Genomic DNA, 22119 nt, shown 5'->3' on the forward strand with positions numbered 1-22119 from the left:
GACAGCGGGCCACGCGCCGTTGCCATCATTGCGTAGCCCGGGCGTAACTGCGCACGAAGAGGCCGGTAACAGGGCGTCCCTACCGTCGGTGCGTGACTACCACCAGCTCGGACACCAGCCCGGACACCAGCCCGGCCATCACTCCTGTCCTGGCGCCGGCGCCCGCGCCCGAGCGCCACCGCAAACGGCATTGGATCGACGACTGGCGGCCCGAGGACCCCGCCTTCTGGGAGACGACCGGCAAGCCCATCGCCCGTCGCAACCTGATCTTCTCCATCTTCGCCGAGCACATCGGGTTTTCGGTGTGGATGCTGTGGAGCATCGTCGTCGTCCAGATGATGGCCGGCCCGCACGGGCACCCCGCCGCCTCGGGCTGGGCGCTGACCGCCAGCCAGGCCTTGTGCCTGGTCGCGGTGCCCAGCGGCGTCGGCGCCTTCCTGCGGCTGCCCTACACCTTCGCGGTGCCAATCTTCGGCGGCCGCAACTGGACCATCGTCTCGGCGTTGCTGCTGCTGGTCCCGTGCCTGCTGCTGGCCTGGGTGGTGAGCCATCCGCACACCCCGTTCGCGGCGCTGGTGGTTATCGCGGCGACCGCGGGCTTCGGCGGCGGCAACTTCGCGTCGTCGATGGCCAACATCTCGTTCTTCTACCCCGAGAAGGACAAGGGCTGGGCGCTGGGCCTCAACGCGGCCGGCGGCAACCTCGGCGTGGCCGTCGTGCAGAAGATCATCCCGCCGATCGTGGTCGCCGGCGGCGGGGTGGGCCTGTCACGGGCCGGGCTGTTCTACGTGCCGCTGGCCGTGGTCGCCGCGGTGTGCGCGGCGCTGTTCATGGACAACCTCTCGGAGGCGTCCAAAGCAGGGGGCGTCGCCGACGTGAAGCCGGTCGTGCAGTCGCTGCGGCACGCCGACACGTGGATCATGTCGCTGCTGTACATCGGCACGTTCGGGTCGTTCATCGGGTACTCCGCGGCGTTTCCGACCCTGCTCAAGACCGTCTTCGGGCGCGGTGACATCGCGTTGGCGTGGGCCTTCCTCGGCGCGGGCATCGGATCGATCATCCGGCCGCTGGGCGGCAAGCTCGCCGACCGGGTCGGCGGCGCCCGGATCACCGCCGCCAGCTTCGTCATGCTGGCCGTGGGCGCCGCGGCGGCGCTGTGGTCGGTCGATGCCAAGAACCTGCCGGTGTTCTTCGCCAGCTTCATGTTTTTGTTCGTGGCCACCGGCATCGGCAACGGCTCGACCTACCGGATGATCTCGCGGATCTTCAAGGTCAAGGGCGAGCTCGCCGGCGGCGACCCCGCCACGATGGTGCACATGCGCCGCCAGGCCGCCGGGGCGCTGGGGGTCATCTCGTCGGTCGGCGCCTTCGGCGGCTTCGTGGTGCCGCTGGCCTACGCGTGGTCGAAGTCGCACTTCGGCGGCATCGAGCCGGCGCTGCGGTTCTACGTCGGGTTCTTCCTCGCGTTGCTCGTCGTCACCTGGGCCGCGTACCTGCGCAAAAACACGCGGATGGGGCGGCTGGGCGTCTAGCGCTCCTGCCGTTTGGGTCGGTATTTGTCCCACGGGCTGTAGTCGGCGATGAGCCCCTCCTGGGGTGGGCGCCGGTCGGCGGGCACGTGCTGCAGGTTGATCCGGATGCGGTACCAGATCGAGCTCGGCCCGCGCATGCCGTCGACCAGGACGTCGGCCGGCCGCAGCAGGGCGGCCGCGGCGGGGTAGCGGTCCCGCCAGGTGTCCAGGGCCGCCAGCGCCTCGTTTCTGGTTTTGGTGCGGGCGATCTCGATGAGCGGCTTCGACGAGGCGCGCCGGCCCGCGGCGCGCTTGGTGGCGCCCGCCGGGGCCTTCTCCGGCGGTCCCATCTCCTCGGCCAGGATCAGCAGCCGGTCGAGTTCGCCCACCGCGTCGTCCATTTCCGCCCACGGGTCGCCGAGTTCGGCGAAGCGGGCGGGCACGGTTTCGATCGTGAACGCCTCGGGTTTGCAGCCGGGCACCTCGTCCCAATGCAGGGGCGTGGACACCCGGGCGTCCGGGGTGGCGCGCACCGAGTAGGCCGAGGCGACGGTGCGGTCCTTGGCGTTCTGGTTGAAGTCGACGAACACGCCTTCGCGCTCTTCCTTCCACCACCGGCTGGTCGCCGCGTCGGGCAACCGCCGCTCCACCTCGCGGGCCACGGTCTGGGCGGCCAGCCGCACCTGGCGAAAACCCCAGCGCGGCGCGATCCGTGCGTAGATGTGAAAGCCCCGCGACCCCGACGTCTTCGGCCACGCCACCAACCCGTAGTCCTCCAGCACCTCGCGGGCCACCAGCGCGACGTCGACGATGCGACGCCACGTCACGCCGGGCATCGGGTCCAGGTCGACGCGCAGCTCGTCGGGGTGATCGAGGTCGCCGGCCAGCACCGGGTGCGGGTTGAGGTCGACGCACCCCAGGTTGATCGCCCACGCCAGCCCGGCCGCGTCATGGATGACGGCTTCGGCCGCGGAAGTACCTCGCGCGTAACGCAATTCGGCCACGTCGACCCACTCGGGCCGGTTGGCCGGAGCCCGCTTCTGAAACACCGCCTCTTCGGCGATGCCCTTGACGAAGCGCTTGAGGATCATCGGTCGGCCCGCCACGCCGCGCAGCGCCCCGTCGGCGACGGACAGGTAATAGCGGACCAAATCGAGCTTTGTGTAGGGGCCCGCGCCGCCGTGTCGGGAGAACACCACCTTGTCTGGATGGGTGATCGTCACCTCGTGCCCGGCCACCTGCAGCGCCACCGGACCGGCCATGTTCATCATCGTAAGTCGCCGGGTACAAACCGGTTGTAATGCGACCGACGTCACATATGGTGGGTGCCATGCCAGATCTCCTTGGCCTGCCGGGGCAGGCTGTTGCGAAGGTTCAGCAGTACCTCGACCGCGGCACGGCCGAGCTGCACTACGTCCGCAAGATCTTCGAGGCCGGCGGTTTTCCGCTGGAGCCGCCGCAACACCTCGCCGCGATGGTCAACGACATCCGCAAGTGGGGCGAGATAGGCATGCTTCCCGCGCTGCACGCCCGGCGCAGCCCCGACAAGGTGGCCATCATCGACGACGACGGCGAGATGACGTGGAAGGAACTCGACGACGCCGCCAACGCCGTCGCCCACGGGTTGCTCGAGAAGGGCGTCAAGGGTGGGGACGGGGTCGCGATCCTGGCGCGCAACAGCCGCTGGTTTTCCGTCGCCGAGTTCGGGTGCGCGCGCGTCGGCGCCCGCATCATCCTGCTCAACAGCTCGTTTTCCGGCCCGCAGATCAAGGAGGTGTCCGAGCGCGAGGACGCCAAACTGATCATCTACGACGACGAGTACTGCGAGGACGTCAGCAAGGCCGATCCGCCGCTGGGCAAGCTGCGGGCGCTGGGCACCAACCCCGACTCCGACAAGAAGTCGGGCAGCAAAGACGAAACGCTGGCCGATTTGATCGGGCGCAGCAGCGGCAGCCCGGCCCCCAAGGCGAGCAAGCACTCGTCGATCATCATCCTGACCAGCGGCACCACCGGCACCCCCAAGGGCGCCAACCGCAGCACCCCACCGACGCTCGCGCCGATCGGGGGCATCTTGTCGCATGTCCCGTTCAAGGCCGGCGAGGTGACGGCGCTCCCGGCCCCGATGTTCCACGCCCTCGGGTTCTTGCACGCCACCATCGGAGCGTTTTTGGGCTCGACGCTGGTGCTGCACCGCAAGTTCAAACCCGACGTGGTGTTGAACGACATCGCGAAGTACCGGACGACCGCGATCGTCGTCGTCCCCGTGATGTTGTCGCGGATGCTGGACGCCCTGGACAAGATGGACGAAAAGCCCGACCTGTCGTGCCTGCGGATCGTGTTCGTCTCCGGTTCCGCGTTGAACGCCGACGTGGCCGAACGGGGTCTGAAAGAGCTCGGGCCCGTCATCTACAACATGTACGGCTCCACCGAGATCGCGTTCGCGACCATCGCCGAGCCCAAACACCTGCAATACAACCCGAACACGGCCGGGCCGGTCGTCAAGGGCGTCAAGGTCAAGATCTTCGACGAAAACGGCAAGGAGTTGCCCCAGGGCGAGGTCGGTCGGATCTTCGTCGGCAACGCCTTCCCCTTCGAGGGCTACACCGGCGGCGGCAACAAACAAATCATCGACGGCCTGTTGTCCTCCGGCGATGTCGGCTACTTCGACGAAAAGGGCCTGCTCTACATCAGCGGCCGCGACGACGAGATGATCGTTTCCGGCGGCGAGAACGTCTTCCCCGCCGAAGTCGAGGACTGCCTCAGCGGGCACCCCGAGGTGGTGGAGGCCACCGCGATCGGCGTCGAGGACAAGGAGTGGGGCCAGCGCCTGCGCGCCTTCGTGGTCAAGAAGGAGGGCTCCGACGTCGACGAGGACACCCTCAAGAAGCACGTCCGGGACCAACTGGCCAAATACAAGGTGCCGCGGGAAGTGATCTTCCTCGACGAGTTGCCCCGCAATCCCACCGGCAAGATCCTCAAGCGCGAGCTGCGCGAGATGGAGGTCGACTAACCCCGGTGGGTCACCTGCGCGCCTGAATGGCGCGCGTGATCTGGGCCGAGAGCTTGGGGTCGGTCAGCAGCTGGTCGATCAGCGCGGTCAAAACCTCCTGCCCGGTCACTCGCGCGACCCCGATCCGGTCGGCGGCCTCGCGCTGCCAGACGTCGAGCGCGCGGTGCGTGGCCAACGGCAGGTCGACGGTCCGCCGGGTGCGGCGGTCTCGCGCCGGAGGGGTGGGCACCGGACCCAGCTGGGTGAGGCGCTGGGTCGGCCCGGTCTGCCCGGGCCGGGGCGGCGTGGCGCCCGCGGTGTAGCGGGAGAACCGGTTGGAACCGGAATCGCTCCGGCCAGAGTTGATACTCATCGCGGCGACCCTCTCTGGGTGCGATCAGTAGATCCGCGTGTCAGTATGCGCGTCGTCGAGCACCCTCCTATTCAATCACCGCCGGGCGCCCGTGGCGCGCCGCCGCCGCGCCGTGTTCGCGCGGCGGCCGCCCGCGGCGGCGCCGCCGCCCGCGGCGCCGCAGGCCGTTGAATTCCCGGCGCTTTTACTGTTTGCTGGCAACGGTGGATAAAAAATCTGTTGTCAGGCGTCGCGAATTTAATGAAAGCAGGTTCTACTTACTTATGCGGATACTCACTTGCGGGAACGCGTATCTCAGTAGATCGCTTCTAAGCTGCGAATATGATCTTGCCTGAGGTACTGATCTCAGTAAACGCGGAAATCCTGGGAAGGCGCGCGGCAATAAAATAGTTGCTCGATGGTGACGTTTATCTCTCGACCATAATGGGTAGCTAGAGTTGCAGATAACTCGTAAATATGGATACCGTTTCTTGTGACACCCGAGACGTCCTTAAACCAAAGGAGCTCACCGATGATGACTGCACTGGCTTCCCTGCGACGGGCTGGCGTCGGCGTGGCGGGCGCCGGCCTGCTGGCCGGAGCGCTGCTGTTCGGCGGCGCCCCGGCCGCGCACGCCGCCCCGCCGGCCGCGCCCGGCACCACCTTCGAGGCGTCCGGCCCGCACGGCGCCCCCGACCTGCCGCTCAGGCCGGGCGGCGGAGGCCATGGCTGGGGTGGCGGCGGCCACGGCTGGGGCGGCCATGGCGGCTGGGCCGGCCACGGCGGCTGGGGTGGCCACCCGGGCGGTTGGGGTTGGGGCCACCCCGGTAGGGGTTGGGGTCACCCCGGTTGGGGTTGGGGCCACCCCGGCTGGGGTCGGCCATGGTGGAACTGGTGGTGGTGAGCCAGCGGGCCGCCTAACGGCTAGCGTCGCCGGCTAGGTGGCGCAAGAGCCGTGCCGACCTGGGACCGGCCCCCGGGTCGGCACGGTTTGTCTAGGGGTCCCTCGGGAGGCCCAGCAGCCGTTCGGCGATGATGTTGAGCTGCACTTCGGAAGTGCCGCCGTAGATCGTCGTGGCCCGGCTGGCGAGCAGGTACTCGCCCCACTTGCCCGGTAGCTCGTCGGTGTCGCCGATGGCGGCGTCGGTGCCGAACGACGAGACCGCAAACTCGGCGTAGCCCTGGCCGGTGCGCATCGACAGCAGCTTGGAGATCGCCGCCGACGGCATGGAGTCGCCGCCGGCCAGCGTCAACAGCGTCGAGCGCAGGTTCAGCACCTTGGCCGCGTGGCCCTCGGCGATCAACTGCCCGGCCCGGTGCTGGGCGACCTGGTCAAGCTGCCCGTCGCGGACGAACTCGACGAACTCGGGAAGCGTCGCCAGGAAGTTGGCGTCGCTGCTGCCGATCGACACCCGCTCGGCCGTCAGGGTGTTGCGGCTGACCTCCCAGCCCCGGTTGACCTCGCCGAGCACGCAGTCGTCTGGCACGAAGACGTCGTCGATGTAGACCGTGTTGAACATGGCGTTGCCGGTCAGCTCGCGCAGCGGCTTGACCGTGACGCCGTCGCTCTTCATGTCCAGCAAGAAGTAGGTGATCCCGTTGTGCTTCGGGGCGTTCGGGTCGGTGCGGGCCAGCAGCGCGCCCCAGTGCGAAAACTGCGCGGCGGTGGTCCAGATCTTCTGCCCGGTGATGCGCCAGCCGCCGTCGGCGCGGGTGGCCTTGGTGGTCAGCCCCGCCAGGTCGGACCCGGCGCCCGGTTCGGAGAACAGCTGGCACCAGATCATGTCGCCGCGGAAGGTCGGCGGCAGGAACCGTTGCTTTTGCTCCTCGGTGCCGAACGCGACGATCGACGGGATGATCCACGCCGCGATGCCGACCTGCGGCCGCTTGACGCGCCCGGCGCTGAACTCCTGGGCGATGATGACCTGCTCCACGGGGCTGGCGGCCCGGCCCCACGGCTTGGGCAGGTACGGCAGCACCCAGCCGGCCTCGGCGATCGCGACCCGGCGCGGCTCGCGCTCCATCGCCTTGAGCGCCGCGACCTCCGCGCGGATCTCGGCGCGCAGCTTTTCGGTGTCGGGATCCAGGTCGATGGTCACCGCGCGCATCCCGGTGGTGGTCGCGGTGTCCACCACCTTCTGCGGGTATTCCGAGGCGCGGCCGAAGGACGCGGCCAGCATCAGCGCCCGGCGGTAGTACACGCCCGCGTCGTGTTCCCAGGTGAAGCCGATCCCGCCGTGCACCTGGATGCAGTCCTGCGCGCACCGCTGCGCCGCGGCCGGTGCCAGCGTCGCCGCCACGGCCGCGGCGAACTCGACGCCGGCGGCCGCGATGTCCCAGCCTTTTTCGGCGTCCCCGTGCCTCGCCTCGTCGAGCGCGCGGGCGGCGTCCCACACCGCCGCGGTGGCCCGCTCGGTGTCGGCGATCATCTCCGCGCACTTGTGCTTGATGGCCTGGAACTGCCCGATCGGCCGGCCGAACTGCTCGCGGACCTTGGCGTAGTTCGACGCCGTGTCGGTCGCCCACCGCGCGACCCCGACGGCCTCGGCCGAAAGCAGGGTGGACATCAGCGCGTGCGCGGTCGCCATGGTCAGGTTGCTCAGCGCCGCGTCGGCGCCGACCTCGACGGCGTTGGCCCGCACGTGGGCGATCGGGCGCAACGGGTCGAGGCTTTTGACCGGCTCGATCTCGAGCTGTTCGGCGCGCAGCACCACCCACTCCTCGCCGCTGTCGATCGCGACGGGCAGCACCAGCACGGACGCCTGCGCGGCGGCGGGAACCGCGCGCGCCTCGCCGCGAATCACCAGCGCCTCGTTGTCGGGTCCGTGCCGGGTCGCGGTGAGGCCGGAGTCGCGCGCGTAGGCGGCGATGGCCGCGCCGGTCGCCAGTTCGGAGAGCACCTTGGCCTCCGGGTCGTGCGCGGCGATCAGCGCGCTGGCGATGGTCGACGGCACAAACGGCCCGGGCACCGCGCCGTAGCCGAATTCGGCCAGCACGATCGCCAACTCGAGGATGCCGAAGCCCTGGCCGCCGACGGACTCGGCCAAATGGACGCCCTGCAGCCCCTGCTCGGCGGCCGCCTGCCAGTACGGCGGCGGGTTTTCGATCGGGGTTTCCATCGCGGCGTGCAGCATCTCCGAGGGCGCCACCCGCGCCACCAGGGATCGCACGGAATCGGCGAGGTCTTGATGCTCAGGATTGATCGCGATAGGCATTGGCCGCCTTCCCATGGCTTTCGTGCTCCGCGTCGGCGAAGCACTTCCAAGCTAACAACCGGTCGGTTGGTTGACTACCGGGTTCACGACGTGGGCCAGCGGCTGCCCGTCGCGCAGCCGGCGGCAATTGGCGACCGCCTCGGCCAGATACCGCCGCATGGTGTCGGCGGTGTACCACGTGACGTGCGGCGTCAGCACGACGTTGCCCAGGCCCAGCAGCCGGTTGTCCGGCGTCACCGGCTCCACCTCGAACACGTCGAGCCCCGCCGCGGCCAGCCGCCCGGCGCGCAGCGCGTCGACCAGCGCGTCCTCGTCGACGACGGCGCCACGCGACGTGTTGACCAGCACCGCGGCCGGTTTCATCCGGGCCAGCGCGTGGCGGTCGAGTAAATGGTGGGTTTGTGCCGTCAGCGGCAGGTGCAGCGAGACGATGTCGCTGGCGGCCAGCAACTCGGCCAGCGGCCGCCAGCCGGGCCGCCCGTCGTCGCGGGTGCTGGTGTGCAGGACGGTCGCGCCCATCGCCTCGACGATCGCGCTCACCCGCTTGGCGATGTTGCCGTAGCCGACCAGCCCGACGGTGCAGCCGCCGACGTCGCGCACGGTCTCGCCCAGCTCGGGGTCGGCCGGCCAGCCGCGGCCCCCGCGCACCGCGCGATCCAGCTCCGGCAGCCGCCGCAGGGCGGCCAGCATCAGCAGCACCGTGCCCTCGGCGACCGACGGCGCGTTCGCGCCGGGCATGTTGGCCACCGCGACGCCGCATTCCGTCGCGGTCGCGACGTCGATGGTGTTCACGCCGGCCCCGAGCTTGTGCACCAGCCGCAGCCGGTCACCGCGCCGCAGGTCGGCGCCCGACAGCGGCCGAAGCACGTGCCAGATCACCTCGGCGTCCGGAAGCTCGGCGTAAAAGCTTTCGTCGTCGTCCTCGGCGCACCATCGGACATCGAGCCAATCCGATTCGCGGGCAACCAAATCGAGCACCTTGGCGCCCGGAACGAAGTGAGCGAGAACCCTTACCGCCACCGCCTGGTGATCCACCCGGCGATGGTATCGGCCTGCCGGTCGCGGGCGCCCGGGGTGGTGAAGTAGTGGTCGCTGTCGATAACGACCTGGGCCTTGTCGGTGCCGGCCAGGGCCTCGTAGATGCGGCGGGCGTCGGAGGGGAAGACGCCGGTGTCGGCCTCGGCGTTGATCACCAGCGCCGGGCAGGTGATGCGGGCCAGGTGCGGCTCGGCCCGGGTCTGCGCGGTCCGCAGGCTCCACATGCCCAGCCAGTTGCGCAGCGTGCAGGCCGCGGCGATGCCCCGCGCGGAGCGGTTCGCCTTGACCGGCACGCCCGCATAGCACTGGTTCGGCCGGCGCTTGGTGGGCTCGATGCTCGGGTCGACCATGCGCGGATCGGCCCAGGTTCGCATCACGGTGAACGGTCGATCGGAAAAGCCCGCGGAGCGAACGCGTTTCAGCTCGCGTTCGGCCCAGTCGGTGATGGCGTGGTTGCGCGCGGTCTGCGCGCGCCGGTAGCGGGCGAGGAACTCCGGCGAGTACGGCGGGCCGTTGCGCTCGTTGAACAGGTCCAGGCCGTCGTCGGTGGCCACCGGGTCGGTTTCGTCGATGACGGCGGCGTCCATCCACGCCGTGAGCACGTCCGGGCGGCCGGGATGGGCGGCGGTGGCGACGTAGCCGTCGCCGGGGATCAGCTCGGTGAGCCCGGCCGCGGGCCGCATGCCCTCCAGCGGCGTCACGTTCGGGTCGACCGCCTGCGACTGGTAAGCGGCCATCAGCGAACCGCCTCCCGAATTGCCCAGCAGCACAATCGTTTCCACGCCCTGAACCTCGCGCAGCCAGCGCAACCCGACGCCGATGTCGACCAGGGCGTGGTCGAGCAAAAAGCGGCTTTCGAAGCCGCGGAACCGGGTGTTCCAGCCCAAAAAGCCGATGCCGCGGGCGGCCATGTAGTCGGCGAGATAGTGCTCGGAGAAGTCGATCTGGTAATGCGCGGCGATCATCGCCACCTTCGGCTTGCGCCCCGCGGCCCGGTGATACAGGCCCTGGCAGGGATGCCCGCCGGCCCCGGCGCGCCCGGCGGTGGGCGACGGCAGGCCGACGAATTCGCGGACCACCTCCGCGCCGCCCCCGTGGCGACTCAATTCGTCTCCCCTCCGCACGCGTAGATGGCTCGGTAGTAGATGTTGGCCAGCGTCCGGATGCAGGCCTCGTCGTCGGGCTGACGTTGCCCGGTGAGCTGGACGTAGCAGAACTGGTTGAACATGGCCACGATCGCCTCGGCGATCAGCTGTGGGTCGTCGTCGGGGCAAAAGCCCTCGGCCTGCGCGCGCCGGACCATTTCGGCGATGAACGATGTTGGGACTGAGCAGATTTCGGCCCAGTATCGTGCGAAGTCTTCGTTGACCATCGCCAGCTGCGAAACGCTGATCACCTCGGCGAGCCGATTGCGGTAGGTGTGCCAATGGGCGGCGGCGGCCCGGCGCGCGCGCTCCCGGTGGGACAGGCCGTGCCCGGTCACCGAGCGCGCGCGCTCGTTGGCCTCGTCGCGGAACCGCAACGCCCATTGGCGGACCATCGCCTCTTTGGAGTCGTAGTAGTTGTAGAACGACGCCGCCGAGCGCCCCGCCTCGGCGGCGATGTCGGCGATCGTGGTGTTCAGGATTCCCTTGCGGGCGATGACCGTTCGCGCGGCCTGGTCGATCGCGGCCCGCGTCCGGCGGCCGCGATGGGTCGGGTACACCATGGCCCGGCCGTCCTGTGCTGCCGCCGTCGACACCTGCGCGTACCTCCCTGGATCGAAACTGAACCTGATGTTAGATTCAGATCCAGTCCTTGGCCAGCATTGGCGCCGGCGACCGAGAGGGGCCACACGATGATCAAGCCGCACAACACCAACACCGAATTCGAGCTCGGCGGCATCAATCACGTCGCGCTGGTGTGCTCGGACATGGCGCGCACCGTGGACTTCTATTCGGGCATCCTGGGCATGCCGCTGATCAAGTCGCTCGACCTGCCCGGCGGCGCGGGGCAGCATTTCTTCTTCGACGCCGGCAACGGCGATTGCGTGGCGTTTTTCTGGTTCGCCGACGCCCCCGACCGGGTGCCGGGCCTCTCGTCGCCGGGCGCCATCCCGGGCATCGGGGACATCACCAGCGCGGTGAGCACCATGAACCACCTGGCCTTCCACGTGCCGGCCGACAAGTTCGACGCCTACCGGCAGCGGCTCAAGGAAAAGGGCGTGCGGGTGGGTCCGGTGCTCAACCACGACGAGAGCGAGATGCAGGTCTCGGCCACGGTGCATCCCGGCGTCTACGTGCGGTCGTTCTACTTTCACGACCCCGACGGGATTACGCTCGAATTCGCTTGCTGGGTTAAAGAATTCGGCCCCAATGACGCCCAAGCCATCCCCAAGACCGCCGCCGAGCGGCGCCCCCGGGAGCACGCCGTACGCTGAACGCATAACCGGGGCTCGAGGGGGACGCCCATGATGACCGATGATGTGTTGACCGACGCGCAGATCGAGGCGCTGACGCCCGCGCAGCGGCGGGAGCTGGTGCAGCGGCTCGAGCAACCCCTCGGCGACTTGATCGACCCGGTGTTTTTGCACCGGATCCGGCGCATCCGACTGGGTTTGATGGTTGGCGGTGCGATCGCCCTGATCCCCTGGATCGGGTATCTGTCCCTGACGCTGCCCGAGCGCTACCTCGCCCACAACTGGCGGGCCACCTGGGTGGGCTTCGACATGCTGCTGGTCGTGTTCATGCTGGCGACGGCCGTGCTGGGATACCTGCGCCGCCAGCTGCTGGTGCCTGCGGCCTTCACTTCGGGAATCCTGTTGATCTGCGACGCCTGGTTCGACCTGATGACCGCCGGGCCCCGCGACGTCTGGCTGTCGATGATCACAGCGCTGGGCATCGAGGTGCCGCTGGCGACGTTCATGATCATCGGCGCGCAGCGCATCATGCGGCTCACGATGATGCGTCTGTGGCTTATGGATCCCGGGATGCGGTTGTGGCAGGTGCCGCTGTTCCCTTGAGCCCGTAGAGGTTTGGGTCGGTCAGCTTGTCGAGCAGCGTGGCCAGCTGGTCGACGAGCTGGCCGGGCTCGAGCCGGACGTCGCCGGCCAGCCAGGCGCTGAGGGTCTGTGCCACGCCGCCGACGGCGAAGTGGGCGCCGGCCTTGATGCGGTCGTTTGCCGGCACGCGCAGCGCCTCCCCGGCGTACTGGCCCGACAGCATGGCGAACAGCGCGCTCGATTCGGCGCGCTTGCGCACCACCACGGCGTTGGCCAGTTGCGTGCTGAACAGCAGCCGCCCGATCCGGGCATCCTCGGCGACGGTCCGCACGATGTTCGCGATCCCCGCGCGGCTCTGCTCGTGCGCCGGCACCGCGGCCACCGCCGCCTGGGTGGTGGCGGCCAGCTCCGCCACCACCCAGTCGAACACGCCGCCGACGAATTCGTCCTTGTCGGTGAAGCTTTCGTAGAAGTAGCGGGCCGCGAGCCCGGCGCGGCCGCAGATGCCGCGGACGGTCAAGTCGGAAGGGTCCGGCCGCTCGGCGCCCAGCAGGTCCAGCCCCGCGGCCAGCAGCCGGCGCCGACGCCCGGCAAGGCGCTCGGCGGCCTTGATGCCCCGGTAGGGCCGCGCGCTGGAGGCTTCCGGCATGACGACCATCTTGACACCGGCCACGTCGCGCGACAACATCAGGAAACGGACGTTCGCACATTTGGCGGGTCGGCGGTCAGGAAGGACGCATTATGGCAATTCACGAGCCGATCCGGCATGTGGAGCGTGCCGTCGCCGACCCACCGCGCCCGCGTCGCACCCGGCGGCGCGGGCTGGGCATCGACGAGGGCTTGATGGGCGTGGCGCTGCTGGCCGGCCCGGCGAACGTGATCATGCAGCTGGCGCGGCCCGGTGTCGGTTACGGGGTGCTGGAGAGCCGCGTCGAAAGCGGTCGGGTGGACCTGCATCCGATCAAGCGGGCGCGCACCACCTTCACCTACCTCGCCGTGGCCACCGCGGGCAGCGAGGCGCAGAAGGAGGCCTTCCGCCGGGCGGTGAACCGGGCCCACGCGCAGGTGTATTCCACCCCGGAAAGCCCGGTGTCCTACAACGCCTTCGACGTGGACCTGCAGCTGCGGGTGGGCGCCTGCCTGTACAAGGGCGGGGTCGACGTCTACCGGATGTTCGTCGGCGAGCTCGACGGCGAGGACGCCGACCGCCATTACCGCGAGGGCATGGCGCTGGGCACCACCCTGCAGGTGCCGGCCGAGCGCTGGCCGGCCGACCGGGCCGCCTTCGACCGCTACTGGCAGGAGTCGCTGGCGAAGGTGCACATCGACGACGCCGTCCGCGAATACCTGTATCCGATTGCGGCGGGCCGCATTCCGGGGCTGCGGCTGCCCGGGCGCCTGCAGCGCCTGCTGGACGACTTCGGCTTGCTGATCACCACGGGCTTTCTGCCGCAGCGATTCCGGGACGAGATGCGGTTGCCGTGGGACGACGCACGGCAGCGGCGCTTCGACCGGCTGATCGCCGTCCTGCGCGTCGCCAACCGCGCGATGCCGCGGTTCGTCCGGCGGTTCCCGTTCAACGTCCTGCTCGCCGACGTCGACCGCCGCATCAGGACGGGGCGTCCCCTGGTTTAGCCCGTTACCGCCGCCGCGGCAGTGCGCGGTCGGCGCCACAGGCCACGGCCCAGCCGAGAAGCCCGGCCGCCAGCCCGAAGCCCAGATGAAACAGCGCCTTTTCGGTCATCCCGACCGTCACGGACGCCGACCAGTACCGGCCGCCGATCGCCGCGGCGGCCGGGCCGGCCAGCGCGACCAGGTGGGTCGGGGCGGCCGCAACCACCACGGGCCATCGCCGCCGGCCCGCCGCCGCCGATACCGCATACAGCAGGACGGCCGCGGCCAGGTACCGCGAACCGTCCCACGGTCCGGGCACCAGGTGCCACCCCAGTGTCGTCCACGTCGCGGCCGCCCCGACCGCAAGGACCGCCGCGCGCGTGCGGGCGGTCAGGACGACGGCCACCAGCAGGCTCAGCCATACCAGGCCGCGATGGCCGGGCAGTCCCATCGGCATGCGCAGGTCGGCCGCGGCGACGATTCCGGCGACGGCGAGCGCGGGGAAGACGACGTCGCGCGCAACCGGCCAGCCGGCCGCCGCGCGGCGCGCCCGTGGTAGCGGCACGGTCACCGCTTCACGGTAGAGCCGCGGCGCGCGTGCCGACAAGCTCGGTTGCGGAAGCGGGGGGCGGATATCCTCCTTGAATGCGTACCGATGCGGCCCATAAGGACCGCTGATGCGGTCGATCGGTGCGCGCGTTCGCGTGGCGGTGCTGGCGGCGCAGCTGTCCGCGGCCGCCCTGGGCGGTTGCGCGGGCCGTGAGGCCAGCGCCGCCCTCGTCGCCGTCCGCGAGAACGGCGCCGTCCTCGCCACCTTCGCGCTGCCGCGGTTGAGGGACCTGCCGCAGCTCGAGATCGCGACGCCGCAGTCGCGCGGGGCGCAGGTCCAGCGGGGACCGTCGGTGCGGTCCGTTCTCGAGGCGGGGGGCGCCACCGCTGTCGAACGGGTGCGCGTCGAGGGGCGCGACCCGGCCCAGACGCTGATCGCCGCCGAGATCGGACAACGCGTGATCCTGGACATCACCAAACGCGAGACGCTCAAGCTCGCCGGGCCGCAGCTGCCCGTCGACCGCTGGGTGCGCGACGTCACCGCCCTGGTCGTCAACCCGTGACCGCGTTGGCGGGCGTCGATCTGCTGATCGGCATCGACGACACCGATGACCTTTCCAGCCCGGGCACGGGTCGACGCGCCAGGGCGCTGCTGCGCGAGTTAGAAGCCGCGGGGCTCGGGGCGGCCGCCGCGGCGACGCGCCACCAGCTGCTGGTCGACGATCGGATCCCTTATACGTCGCACAATTCCAGTGCCTGCCTGGCGCTGCGCAGCCCGCGGAAAGATCCCGGCGCCGTGCGCCATCGCGTCATCGAACTGGCGGCAAGATTTCTCGAACGGGTCTGTCCGCCCGATGCCGACCCCGGCCTGGCCGTGGCCACCCCGGGCGAGATCGCGGACGCGGTGTTGATGGATTTCGGTCGCCGGGCCAAACGAGAAGTGCTGTGCGCCAAGCAAGCTCGTCAATGCGCCGCCGCCGCCGGTATCCACCTGTCCGGGCACGGCGGGACGGAAGGCGGCGTCATCGGGGCGTTGGCCGCCGTCGGGCTGCACCTTTCCGGCGACGACGGGCTCTTCATCACCCTGCCCGGCCTCGAGGCGCTTCCCCATGTGGCCACGCTCGAGAGTTTGCGCGCGCTTGTCCCCATCGACGACGCGCGCGATGGCCGAAATCGCCGGCCCCACCCCGCAGAGCCGATCGAGCTGGGTGACTGGGTGCGGCCGGTGCTCTTGGGCGGTCGCGCCGTTTTGCTCCTCGAGGCACCCCGCCGGCAACCGGACGGGCGCCGGCGCTGGCGAACCGCCCCCCGGGCGGTCGTCAAACGGCATTGACTTCCGCAGCATTCGGAAATAATCGGCTCTTTATTCCGCAGATGCGAACTAATATCGTCTATGTCGTCGCATAGCGGGATTTGGCTCGCCCGCTGGCCTGGCGGACAGGTCCGGAAAGGGGGTCGGCGCCGTGGTCTTGCGTGTTCTTCCCGAGGGGCTCATGGCGACCAGCGCCGCCGTGGAGGCGATCGCCGCCCGGCTGGGGGCCGCGCATGCGGCGGCGGCCCCGGCGATCGCGGCGGTGGTGCCCCCGGCGATCGACCCGGTGTCGCTGCAGGCGGCCGCGGAGTTCAGCGAGCAGGGTGCGCAGCACACCGAAGCGGTTGCCAAAGGCGTCGAGGTGTTGGGTCGCGCCGGCATCGGGGTCGGTGCGGCCGCAACCAACTACGCCACCGGGGACGCGGCGGCCGCGGCGGCGTATCTGCCCACAGTGGGCTAACGATGGTCTGGCCGGTGTGGATGGCGTTCCCGCCCGAGGTGCACTCCGCGCTGCTCAGCACGGGGCCCGGGCCGGGGCCGCTGCTGGCGGCGGCCCAAACATGGATCGGACTGAGCGCCGAATACGATTCGGCCGCAACGGAATTGACCGCCGCACTGGCGGGCGCCCAGTCGGTGTGGGACGGCCCCACCGCCGAAACCTACGTCGCCGCCCACGGGCCGTACCTGGCGTGGCTGATGCTGGCCAGCACGCTCAGCGCGCAAGCCGCCGCGCAACACCAGGCGGTGGCGGCGGCCTACAGCGCGGCGCTGGCCGAGATGCCCACGCTGGCCGAGCTGGCGCTCAACCACGCGACCCACGCGGCGTTGGTGGCCACGAACTTCTTTGGCGTCAACACCATTCCGATCGCGGCGAACGAAGCCGACTATGCACGGATGTGGACCCAGGCCGCGACCACCATGAACACCTACCAGCTGACGGCGGCCGCGAACACCGGCAAAGCCGGCGGGGGAAGCGGCGGCGGCACGGGCACGGGCACCGGCGGGAAAGGCGGCGGGAAAGGCGGCGGGAAAGGCGGCGGAGGCGGTGGTGGCGGCGGCGGGAACGGCTCGTTTCAGCTGCCGACGCCCGAGGAGATCTGGCAGATGCTGTTCGGCCCCGACGGTGAGCGGATCCCCGGCCAGGGCCAGCCCAACTGGGACGCCCTGCAATACCTGCAGAACGTGTCCAACTTCATCCAGGGCAACCAGCAGGCCATCGCCTACCTGCAAACCAACCTCCCGAATGCCCTCAACAACCCGGCCCAGCTCTCCGCCCTGGCCGGCTACTTCGTCGCGTGGCAGACCTTCCGGGCGGTCAACTGGACGCTGCGGACGCTGCGGTTTTTGATCCAGACGTCGCCGTTGCTGCTGTCGGTGGGTCTCAACATGGCCATCACCAGCCTGGGCTCGGTGGCGGGGCTGGCGGGCCTGGCCGGTTTGGCCGGCGTGCCGCTGCCGGTGACCGCCGGCGCGCCGGCGCCGATCCCCGCGGGGGGCGGGCCACAACCCTGGCTTCTGCCCGCGATCGCGCCGGTGATCGCCGCGCCCGCGGCGCCGGTGGCGGCGCCCGCGGCGCCCGCCCCCGCGTCGCCGGCCGCTACGGTCACCGCGCCGCAACCGGTGAGTGGCGCCGAGGGTTTCGGCTACCTGGTGGGCCCCGGTCCCGACCTCGGGCCCTCGGTCTATGCCGGCGCCACGCTCGCGGCGCCGGCGCGGGAGGCCAGCGAGGCAACGGCGCCGGCGGTAGCCGCAGGGCGGGAAGAGGGCCGGCAGCACCGTCGGCGCTCGGCGGTGATCGACCGCGGCTACCGCTACGAATACCTCGACGCCGACGCTGACGACGGCGCCTGCGCCCCGGAGCCGTACGGGCGTGCGGCCTCGCAACGGGGTGCCGGAGCGCTGGGGTTTGCCGGCACGCTGCCCGCGGCGGGGCTGCGGCCGGCGGGGCTGACCACGATGCCCGGCGACGCCTTCGGCGCGGGCCCGCGGATGCCGATGGTGCCGCGCGGCCGCGATACCGCCTCCGACGCCTGAACCGCGCCGCCGAGGCGGGGCTGACAACCCTTCCAGCCACTCCGGCAACGAGTTGCAAACCGGCGCGCCCTAGCGATAATGAAAACCATGTTCATTAGTGCTGGCGGCGGCGAAGCATGACCGCGCCCGTCTGGATGGCGTCGCCACCGGAGGTGCACTCGGCCCTCCTCAGCGGCGGTCCGGGGCCGGGGTCCCTGTTGAGCGCGGCGGGCGCCTGGAACTCGCTGAGCGCCGAATACGCCTCGGCGGCGGACGAACTCGTCGCCGTGCTCGCCGCGGTGCGGGCCGGCGCGTGGGAGGGCCCGAGCGCCGAGTCGTATGTGGCCGCGCACGCCCCCTTCGTGGCATGGTTGGCCCGGGCCAGCGCCGACAGCGCGGCCGCCGCCGCCGCCCACGAGGCCATGGCGGCGGCCTACGCCGCGGCCCTGGCGGCGATGCCGACGCTGGCCGAACTGGCCGCCAACCACGTCGTCCACGGGGTGCTGGTCGCGACCAACTTCTTCGGCGTCAACACCGTCCCGATCGCGCTCAACGAGGCCGACTACGCGCGGATGTGGGTCCAGGCCGCCACCACGATGGCCACCTATCAAGCGGTATCGAGCGCCACGGTGGCGTCGACGCCGCAGACCGGCCCGGCGCCGCAGATCCTGAAGTCCGACGCGCCCGCCCGGTCGTCGGCGGCGCCCAATCCCCTGCTGGGGCTCCGGCAGCAGATCTCGCAGGACCTCGAAGCGCTGTCGCAGGGCGACAACCCACTGAACCTCCCGCAGTGGCTCGTCGACTTCCTGCAGAACGACCTGGGCATCGGGAACGTCCAACTCGCGCACGACCCCTTGGTCGACAACCCGCTCAACCAGCTCATCGCGCAGATCCTGCAGAGGTTCGGCGTGACGTGGGACCCGGCCGAGGGCACCGTCAACGGGCTCGAATACGACGCCTACGCGGACCCGAGCCAATCGATCTTCTATGTGGTCCGGTCCCTGGAAGTCCTCGAGGACATCGAACAGTTCGGCGTGTATCTGACGCAGAACCCGGTGCAGGCCTTTCAATACCTGGTCAGCCTGGAGCTGTTCGACTGGCCCCTGCACATCGAAGAAGTCGCCGCCTACGCTGCCACGCAGCCGGCCGCGGTCGCGCTCGCGGCCCCCGCGGTCGCCCCCGTGGGTGCGCTCGGCGGGTTAGGGGGACTGGCGGGACTGGCCGCGCTGCCCCAACCCGTCGTCGCACCGGCGCCTGCCCCCGCCGCGGTGCCGTCGCTGCCGCCGGTCGCCGCTATCGCTCCGACCACTGCGGCGCCGGCCGCGACGGTCGCCTCGGCGTCGCCCCCGGCGCCGGCGCCTGCCGGCCCGGCGGCCCCCGCGGGTCCGGCGCCGGCACCGCCGCCCGCCGCCGGGGCTTCGACGGCGTTTGTCCCCCCGTACGTGGCGGGGCCTCCGGGCATCGGGTTCGGCTCTGGAATGCCTGCCAGCGCGAGCTCTAGCGCAAAACGCAAGGCGCCGGAACCGGATGGCGCCGCCGCGGCGGCCGCGGCGAGCGCACGCGAGGCGGCCCGGGCGCGGCGGCGCCAGCGCCGGCGCCAAGCGCGGCGCGGCCACGGCGACGAATACCTGGACATGAACGTCGACGTCGATCCCGATTGGGCTACACCGGCGGACGACGCCCTGGCCTCGGATCGGGGTGCGGAAAATCTGGGATTCGCCGGCACCGCACGCAAACAGACCGCGGCCCAGGCGGCCGGATTGGCCACGCTGGCCGGGGACGAATTCGGCGGCGGCCCAACGGCGCCGATGCTGCCGGGCACCTGGGACGCGGCGGACCCGGGGTGATCATCCGCGCGCGGGCCGCCGGTACTGTCGTCTGTGTGCGCGCTGAAGGTGATACCTGGGACATCACAACGAGTGTCGGATCGACCGCCCTCTTCGTAGCGACCGCGCGGGCGCTGGAGGCGCAAAAGCCCGACCCGCTGGCGGTCGATCCGTACGCGGAGCTGTTCTGCCGCGCGGTGGGCGGGCCCGCCGCCTACGTCCTCGACGGCAAGGCCCCCGACCATCCCCTCAAGACCGACGACTTCGGCGAGCACTTCGTCAACTTTCAGGGCGCTCGCACCAAGTACTTCGACGAATACTTCCGCCGGGCCGCCGGCGCCGGCGTGCGGCAGGTGGTCGTCCTGGCCGCCGGCCTGGACTCCCGCGCCTACCGCCTGGACTGGCCCGCCGGCACGACGATCTTCGAGCTGGACCGCCCGCAGGTGCTCGACTTCAAGCGCGAGGTGCTCGCGGGCCACGGCGCCCGGCCGCGCGCCGAGCGTCGCGAGATCGCCGTCGACCTTCGCGACGACTGGCCACAAGCTCTGCGCGACAACGGGTTCCAACCGGCCGAGCCGTCCGCGTGGATCGCCGAGGGCCGGCTGATCTACCTGCCCGCCGCCGCCCAGGAGCAGCTGTTCACCGGCATCGACGGCCTGGCCGGCCGCGGCAGCCACGCCGCGATCGAAGACGGCGCGCCGCTGCCGGCGGACGAGTTCGAGGCCAAGCTCGAAGAGGAACGCGCCGCGATGGCCGCCGGCGCCGAAGAGCGCCCGTTCTTCCAGCTCGTATACAACGAGCAGTGCGCCCCGGCCACCGAGTGGTTCGGCCGGCGCGGCTGGACGGCCGGCGGCACCCCCCTCGCCGACTACCTGCGGCAGGTCGGCCGCCCCGTGCCGGGCCCCGACACCGAGGCCGGGCCGATGATCGCCCGCAACACGCTGGTCAGCGCGGTCAGGGCCTGATCGGCGGCCCGGTCGGGGGCGCCGAAAACCCAAACGCGGGAACTTTCTAAGCCCGGCCGCCGACTACTACCCTGCGCGCTCGCGACGCCGCCCGACAGCCCCGGCGGACGCCAGGTGCGGCGCGCTCGGGTAAGGAGTCGCAGCTATGACCGCGCCGGTGTGGATGGCGTCGCCCCCCGAGGTCCATTCGGCTCAGCTGAGCAGCGGCCCCGGGCCGGGGGGCCTGTTGGCCGCCGCCGCCGGGTGGGATTCCCTCAGCGCCGCCTACGCCGAGACCGCCGACGAACTCACCGCGATCCTGGCCGCCGTGCAGGCCGGCGCGTGGGAAGGGCCCAGCGCCGAGCAGTACGTCGCCGCGCATGGTCCCTATTTGGCGTGGCTGACGAGGGCCAGCGCCGACAGCGCGGCGGCCGCCGCCAGCCACCAGACCGCCGCCGCCGCCTACACCGCGGCGCTGGCGGCGATGCCGACGCTGTTCGAGCTGGCCGCCAACCACGCGATCCACGCGGTCCTGCTGGCGACGAACTTCTTCGGGATCAACACCATCCCGATCGCGTTGAACGAGGCCGACTACGCGCGGATGTGGATCCAGGCGGCCACCACGATGGCCACCTACCAGACCGTCTCCGGCACCGCGGTGGCCTCGGCGCCGCAGACCGATCCCGCGCCGCAGATCCTGCACGCCGCCGACGACGACAGCGGCGGCGACGACGACAGCGGCGACATCATCGATAACGACGGCGGCGACCCGACGCAGTGGAGTTGGTGGGTGAACCGGGTCACCGAGATCACCCAGACCCTGGGCCGGGACATCGAGGAGTTCCCCGAGAACCCCGCCGGGTCGATATCGGAGGTCGAGACCGACGTCCCGTTGCTGGTCGCCGACGAGGTCGGCCACGCCGGCGAAGTCCTCAGCACCTTCCCGCAGCTGCAGACGCTGGTGCCGCTCGCGATCGCCTCGGCGGCCGCCTCCGCCGGCGCGGGCGGCTTCGCCGGGATGGCCGGCCTGGCCGGGCTGGCCGGCATCCAGCCGCCGCCGGTCCCCGCCGCGGCCGCGCCGCCCGCGCCGCCGGCCGCGCCGGTATCCATGGGCCCGACCGTCGCGACCGCGGCCGCCCCCGGCCCGGCCCCGTCCTCGGCGCCGGCGACCGCCCCCGGCACCGCGGCTTCCGTCGCGCCCGCGGCCGGAGCCCCGCCCCCGCCGCCCGGAGGCACCGCAGCGGGCCCCTTCCCGTATCTGGTGGGCGGCCCGACCGCGGGATCCAGCATGGGAATCGGCAGCGGCGCGAGGCGCAAGGCCCCCGAACCCGAGGGCGCCGCGGCCCCGGCGGCGGCGGTGGCCGCGCGCCAGGAGGAACGGGCGCGCCGGCGCCGGCGGGCCGCGATGCACGACCACCACCGCGGTTATCGCTACGAGTTCGTGGACCCGGAGTGGGACGCGGGCGCGGAGCCGAGCCTCGACGCGGCGGCGACGACCGCGTCCGGGCGCGGCGCGGGGGTCGTCGGTTTCGCGGGCACGGCGCCGCGGGAGGCCGCCCCGGCGGCCGGGCTGGCGACGCTGCCCGGCGACGATTTCGGCGGCGGCCCCGCGATGCCGATGCTGCCGGGCACGTGCGCGCGCCCGCCGTTTGATAATGAAAATGATTTTCAGTAAGCTCCCTTGCGCCGAAGCTGAGAGGGCGCTGTCAATTGATCGGATGGGGGACGCAAACCCGAAAGTGCGGCCAATGATGGGTCGTAGTTCCCGCAAATGCG

Annotated in this window: 21 protein-coding genes; 13 read left to right on the forward strand and 8 right to left on the reverse strand. The window is 71.0% G+C overall.

All coding sequences use genetic code 11. The features are described 5' to 3' along the window. The first annotated feature begins 92 nt into the window (after positions 1–92). Positions 93–1532 (forward strand): MFS transporter, encoded by a 1440-nt coding sequence (locus tag AWC19_RS12165; protein ID WP_372508636.1) that lies wholly within the window; start codon positions 93–95, stop codon positions 1530–1532. Here the strand turns inward: AWC19_RS12165 and AWC19_RS12170 are convergent. After that, positions 1529–2782: a DNA polymerase domain-containing protein gene (locus AWC19_RS12170; protein WP_085078324.1), complete on the reverse strand. Its 1254-nt coding sequence runs from the start codon at positions 2780–2782 to the stop codon at positions 1529–1531. The two genes, AWC19_RS12165 and AWC19_RS12170, sit on opposite strands and share 4 nt — an antisense overlap. 59 nt (positions 2783–2841) lie before the next feature. On the opposite strand from AWC19_RS12170, the gene fadD2 reads away from it, so the two are divergent. Beyond that, positions 2842–4521 (forward strand): long-chain-fatty-acid--CoA ligase FadD2, encoded by a 1680-nt coding sequence (gene fadD2 / locus AWC19_RS12175; RefSeq protein ID WP_169718110.1) that lies wholly within the window; start codon positions 2842–2844, stop codon positions 4519–4521. A 10-nt stretch (positions 4522–4531) separates the two neighbouring features. Here fadD2 and AWC19_RS12180 read toward each other — a convergent pair whose 3' ends face one another. Then, positions 4532–4873, reverse strand: a complete 342-nt coding sequence (locus tag AWC19_RS12180) for an ATPase (RefSeq protein ID WP_085078326.1) — start codon at positions 4871–4873, stop codon at positions 4532–4534. A gap of 511 nt (positions 4874–5384) precedes the next feature. Here AWC19_RS12180 and AWC19_RS30055 point away from each other — a divergent pair. Next, positions 5385–5756: a hypothetical protein gene (locus AWC19_RS30055; protein WP_211284904.1), complete on the forward strand. Its 372-nt coding sequence runs from the start codon at positions 5385–5387 to the stop codon at positions 5754–5756. 91 nt (positions 5757–5847) lie between these two features. Here AWC19_RS30055 and AWC19_RS12190 read toward each other — a convergent pair whose 3' ends face one another. From AWC19_RS12190 to AWC19_RS12205, 4 genes are read right to left on the reverse strand one after another with little or no spacing between them, the layout of a single operon-like run. Further along, positions 5848–8067, reverse strand: a complete 2220-nt coding sequence (locus tag AWC19_RS12190; RefSeq protein WP_085078327.1) for an acyl-CoA dehydrogenase family protein — start codon at positions 8065–8067, stop codon at positions 5848–5850. A gap of 51 nt (positions 8068–8118) precedes the next feature. Then, on the reverse strand, positions 8119–9102 hold the full coding sequence (locus AWC19_RS12195) for an NAD(P)-dependent oxidoreductase (RefSeq protein WP_245848912.1): 984 nt from the start codon (positions 9100–9102) through the stop codon (positions 8119–8121). After that, positions 9078–10211 carry an alpha/beta hydrolase gene (locus AWC19_RS12200; protein WP_142281126.1) on the reverse strand — a complete coding sequence of 378 codons (1134 nt, stop codon included), beginning with the start codon at positions 10209–10211 and terminating at the stop codon, positions 9078–9080. The genes AWC19_RS12195 and AWC19_RS12200 overlap by 25 nt, the downstream gene beginning before the upstream one ends. Then, a complete protein-coding gene (locus AWC19_RS12205) occupies positions 10208–10813 on the reverse strand; it encodes a TetR/AcrR family transcriptional regulator (protein WP_142281129.1) in 606 nt (201 codons plus the stop codon). Before AWC19_RS12205 ends, AWC19_RS12200 begins: the two co-directional genes overlap by 4 nt. Before the next feature lie 129 nt (positions 10814–10942). Here AWC19_RS12205 and AWC19_RS12210 point away from each other — a divergent pair, with 129 nt between their 5' ends. Together AWC19_RS12210 and AWC19_RS12215 are read left to right on the forward strand one after the other, a co-directional pair. Beyond that, positions 10943–11524 (forward strand): VOC family protein, encoded by a 582-nt coding sequence (locus AWC19_RS12210; RefSeq protein ID WP_085078330.1) that lies wholly within the window; start codon positions 10943–10945, stop codon positions 11522–11524. Positions 11525–11557: 33 nt separating this feature from the next. Then, positions 11558–12106 (forward strand): hypothetical protein, encoded by a 549-nt coding sequence (locus AWC19_RS12215; protein WP_085078350.1) that lies wholly within the window; start codon positions 11558–11560, stop codon positions 12104–12106. Here AWC19_RS12215 and AWC19_RS12220 read toward each other — a convergent pair. Continuing rightward, positions 12060–12743 carry a TetR/AcrR family transcriptional regulator gene (locus tag AWC19_RS12220; protein ID WP_085078349.1) on the reverse strand — a complete coding sequence of 228 codons (684 nt, stop codon included), beginning with the start codon at positions 12741–12743 and terminating at the stop codon, positions 12060–12062. The genes AWC19_RS12215 and AWC19_RS12220 overlap by 47 nt on opposite strands. Positions 12744–12826: 83 nt before the next feature. On the opposite strand from AWC19_RS12220, the gene AWC19_RS12225 reads away from it, so the two are divergent. Continuing rightward, positions 12827–13720, forward strand: coding sequence for an oxygenase MpaB family protein (locus tag AWC19_RS12225; RefSeq protein ID WP_085078331.1), 894 nt, complete (start codon positions 12827–12829; stop codon positions 13718–13720). 4 nt (positions 13721–13724) lie between these two features. On the opposite strand, the gene AWC19_RS12230 is transcribed toward AWC19_RS12225, so the two are convergent. Further along, entirely contained in the window at positions 13725–14270 is a 546-nt protein-coding gene (locus AWC19_RS12230) for a hypothetical protein (RefSeq protein WP_245848913.1), read from the reverse strand. Between the two features lie 106 nt (positions 14271–14376). On the opposite strand from AWC19_RS12230, the gene AWC19_RS12235 reads away from it, so the two are divergent. The 7 genes from AWC19_RS12235 to AWC19_RS12265 all read left to right on the forward strand — a co-directional run bounded on the left by AWC19_RS12235 (position 14377) and on the right by AWC19_RS12265 (position 22018). Next, positions 14377–14811, forward strand: coding sequence for a hypothetical protein (locus AWC19_RS12235; RefSeq protein WP_085078332.1), 435 nt, complete (start codon positions 14377–14379; stop codon positions 14809–14811). Further along, entirely contained in the window at positions 14808–15581 is a 774-nt protein-coding gene (locus AWC19_RS12240; RefSeq protein ID WP_085078333.1) for a hypothetical protein, read from the forward strand. The genes AWC19_RS12235 and AWC19_RS12240 overlap by 4 nt, the downstream gene beginning before the upstream one ends. 130 nt (positions 15582–15711) lie before the next feature. Continuing rightward, on the forward strand, positions 15712–16020 hold the full coding sequence (locus AWC19_RS12245; protein ID WP_085078334.1) for a PE family protein: 309 nt from the start codon (positions 15712–15714) through the stop codon (positions 16018–16020). Positions 16021–16022: 2 nt separating this feature from the next. Next, entirely contained in the window at positions 16023–17594 is a 1572-nt protein-coding gene (locus AWC19_RS12250) for a PPE family protein (protein WP_211284905.1), read from the forward strand. Between the two features lie 116 nt (positions 17595–17710). Then, positions 17711–19420, forward strand: a complete 1710-nt coding sequence (locus AWC19_RS12255) for a PPE family protein (protein ID WP_085078335.1) — start codon at positions 17711–17713, stop codon at positions 19418–19420. A gap of 35 nt (positions 19421–19455) precedes the next feature. After that, entirely contained in the window at positions 19456–20364 is a 909-nt protein-coding gene (locus AWC19_RS12260) for a class I SAM-dependent methyltransferase (protein WP_085078353.1), read from the forward strand. A gap of 145 nt (positions 20365–20509) precedes the next feature. After that, entirely contained in the window at positions 20510–22018 is a 1509-nt protein-coding gene (locus AWC19_RS12265; protein WP_085078336.1) for a PPE family protein, read from the forward strand. Positions 22019–22119: the final 101 nt, after the last annotated feature.

Origin of the sequence: Mycobacterium palustre (genome assembly GCF_002101785.1) — a bacterium.
In the GTDB taxonomy this organism is placed as follows: Bacteria; Actinomycetota; Actinomycetes; order Mycobacteriales; family Mycobacteriaceae; genus Mycobacterium; species Mycobacterium palustre.

Coding starts and splice junctions, on each gene's coding strand:
- AWC19_RS12205 (WP_142281129.1), bottom strand. CDS start 10,813: ATGGTGTACCCGACCCATCGCGGCCGCCGGACGCGGGCCGCGATCGAC.
- AWC19_RS12190 (WP_085078327.1), bottom strand. CDS start 8,067: ATGCCTATCGCGATCAATCCTGAGCATCAAGACCTCGCCGATTCCGTG.
- AWC19_RS12215 (WP_085078350.1), top strand. CDS start 11,558: ATGACCGATGATGTGTTGACCGACGCGCAGATCGAGGCGCTGACGCCC.
- AWC19_RS12180 (WP_085078326.1), bottom strand. CDS start 4,873: ATGAGTATCAACTCTGGCCGGAGCGATTCCGGTTCCAACCGGTTCTCC.
- AWC19_RS30055 (WP_211284904.1), top strand. CDS start 5,385: ATGATGACTGCACTGGCTTCCCTGCGACGGGCTGGCGTCGGCGTGGCG.
- AWC19_RS12235 (WP_085078332.1), top strand. CDS start 14,377: ATGCGGTCGATCGGTGCGCGCGTTCGCGTGGCGGTGCTGGCGGCGCAG.
- AWC19_RS12255 (WP_085078335.1), top strand. CDS start 17,711: ATGACCGCGCCCGTCTGGATGGCGTCGCCACCGGAGGTGCACTCGGCC.
- fadD2 (WP_169718110.1), top strand. CDS start 2,842: ATGCCAGATCTCCTTGGCCTGCCGGGGCAGGCTGTTGCGAAGGTTCAG.
- AWC19_RS12265 (WP_085078336.1), top strand. CDS start 20,510: ATGACCGCGCCGGTGTGGATGGCGTCGCCCCCCGAGGTCCATTCGGCT.
- AWC19_RS12225 (WP_085078331.1), top strand. CDS start 12,827: ATGGCAATTCACGAGCCGATCCGGCATGTGGAGCGTGCCGTCGCCGAC.
- AWC19_RS12220 (WP_085078349.1), bottom strand. CDS start 12,743: ATGGTCGTCATGCCGGAAGCCTCCAGCGCGCGGCCCTACCGGGGCATC.
- AWC19_RS12170 (WP_085078324.1), bottom strand. CDS start 2,782: ATGATGAACATGGCCGGTCCGGTGGCGCTGCAGGTGGCCGGGCACGAG.
- AWC19_RS12250 (WP_211284905.1), top strand. CDS start 16,023: ATGGTCTGGCCGGTGTGGATGGCGTTCCCGCCCGAGGTGCACTCCGCG.
- AWC19_RS12210 (WP_085078330.1), top strand. CDS start 10,943: ATGATCAAGCCGCACAACACCAACACCGAATTCGAGCTCGGCGGCATC.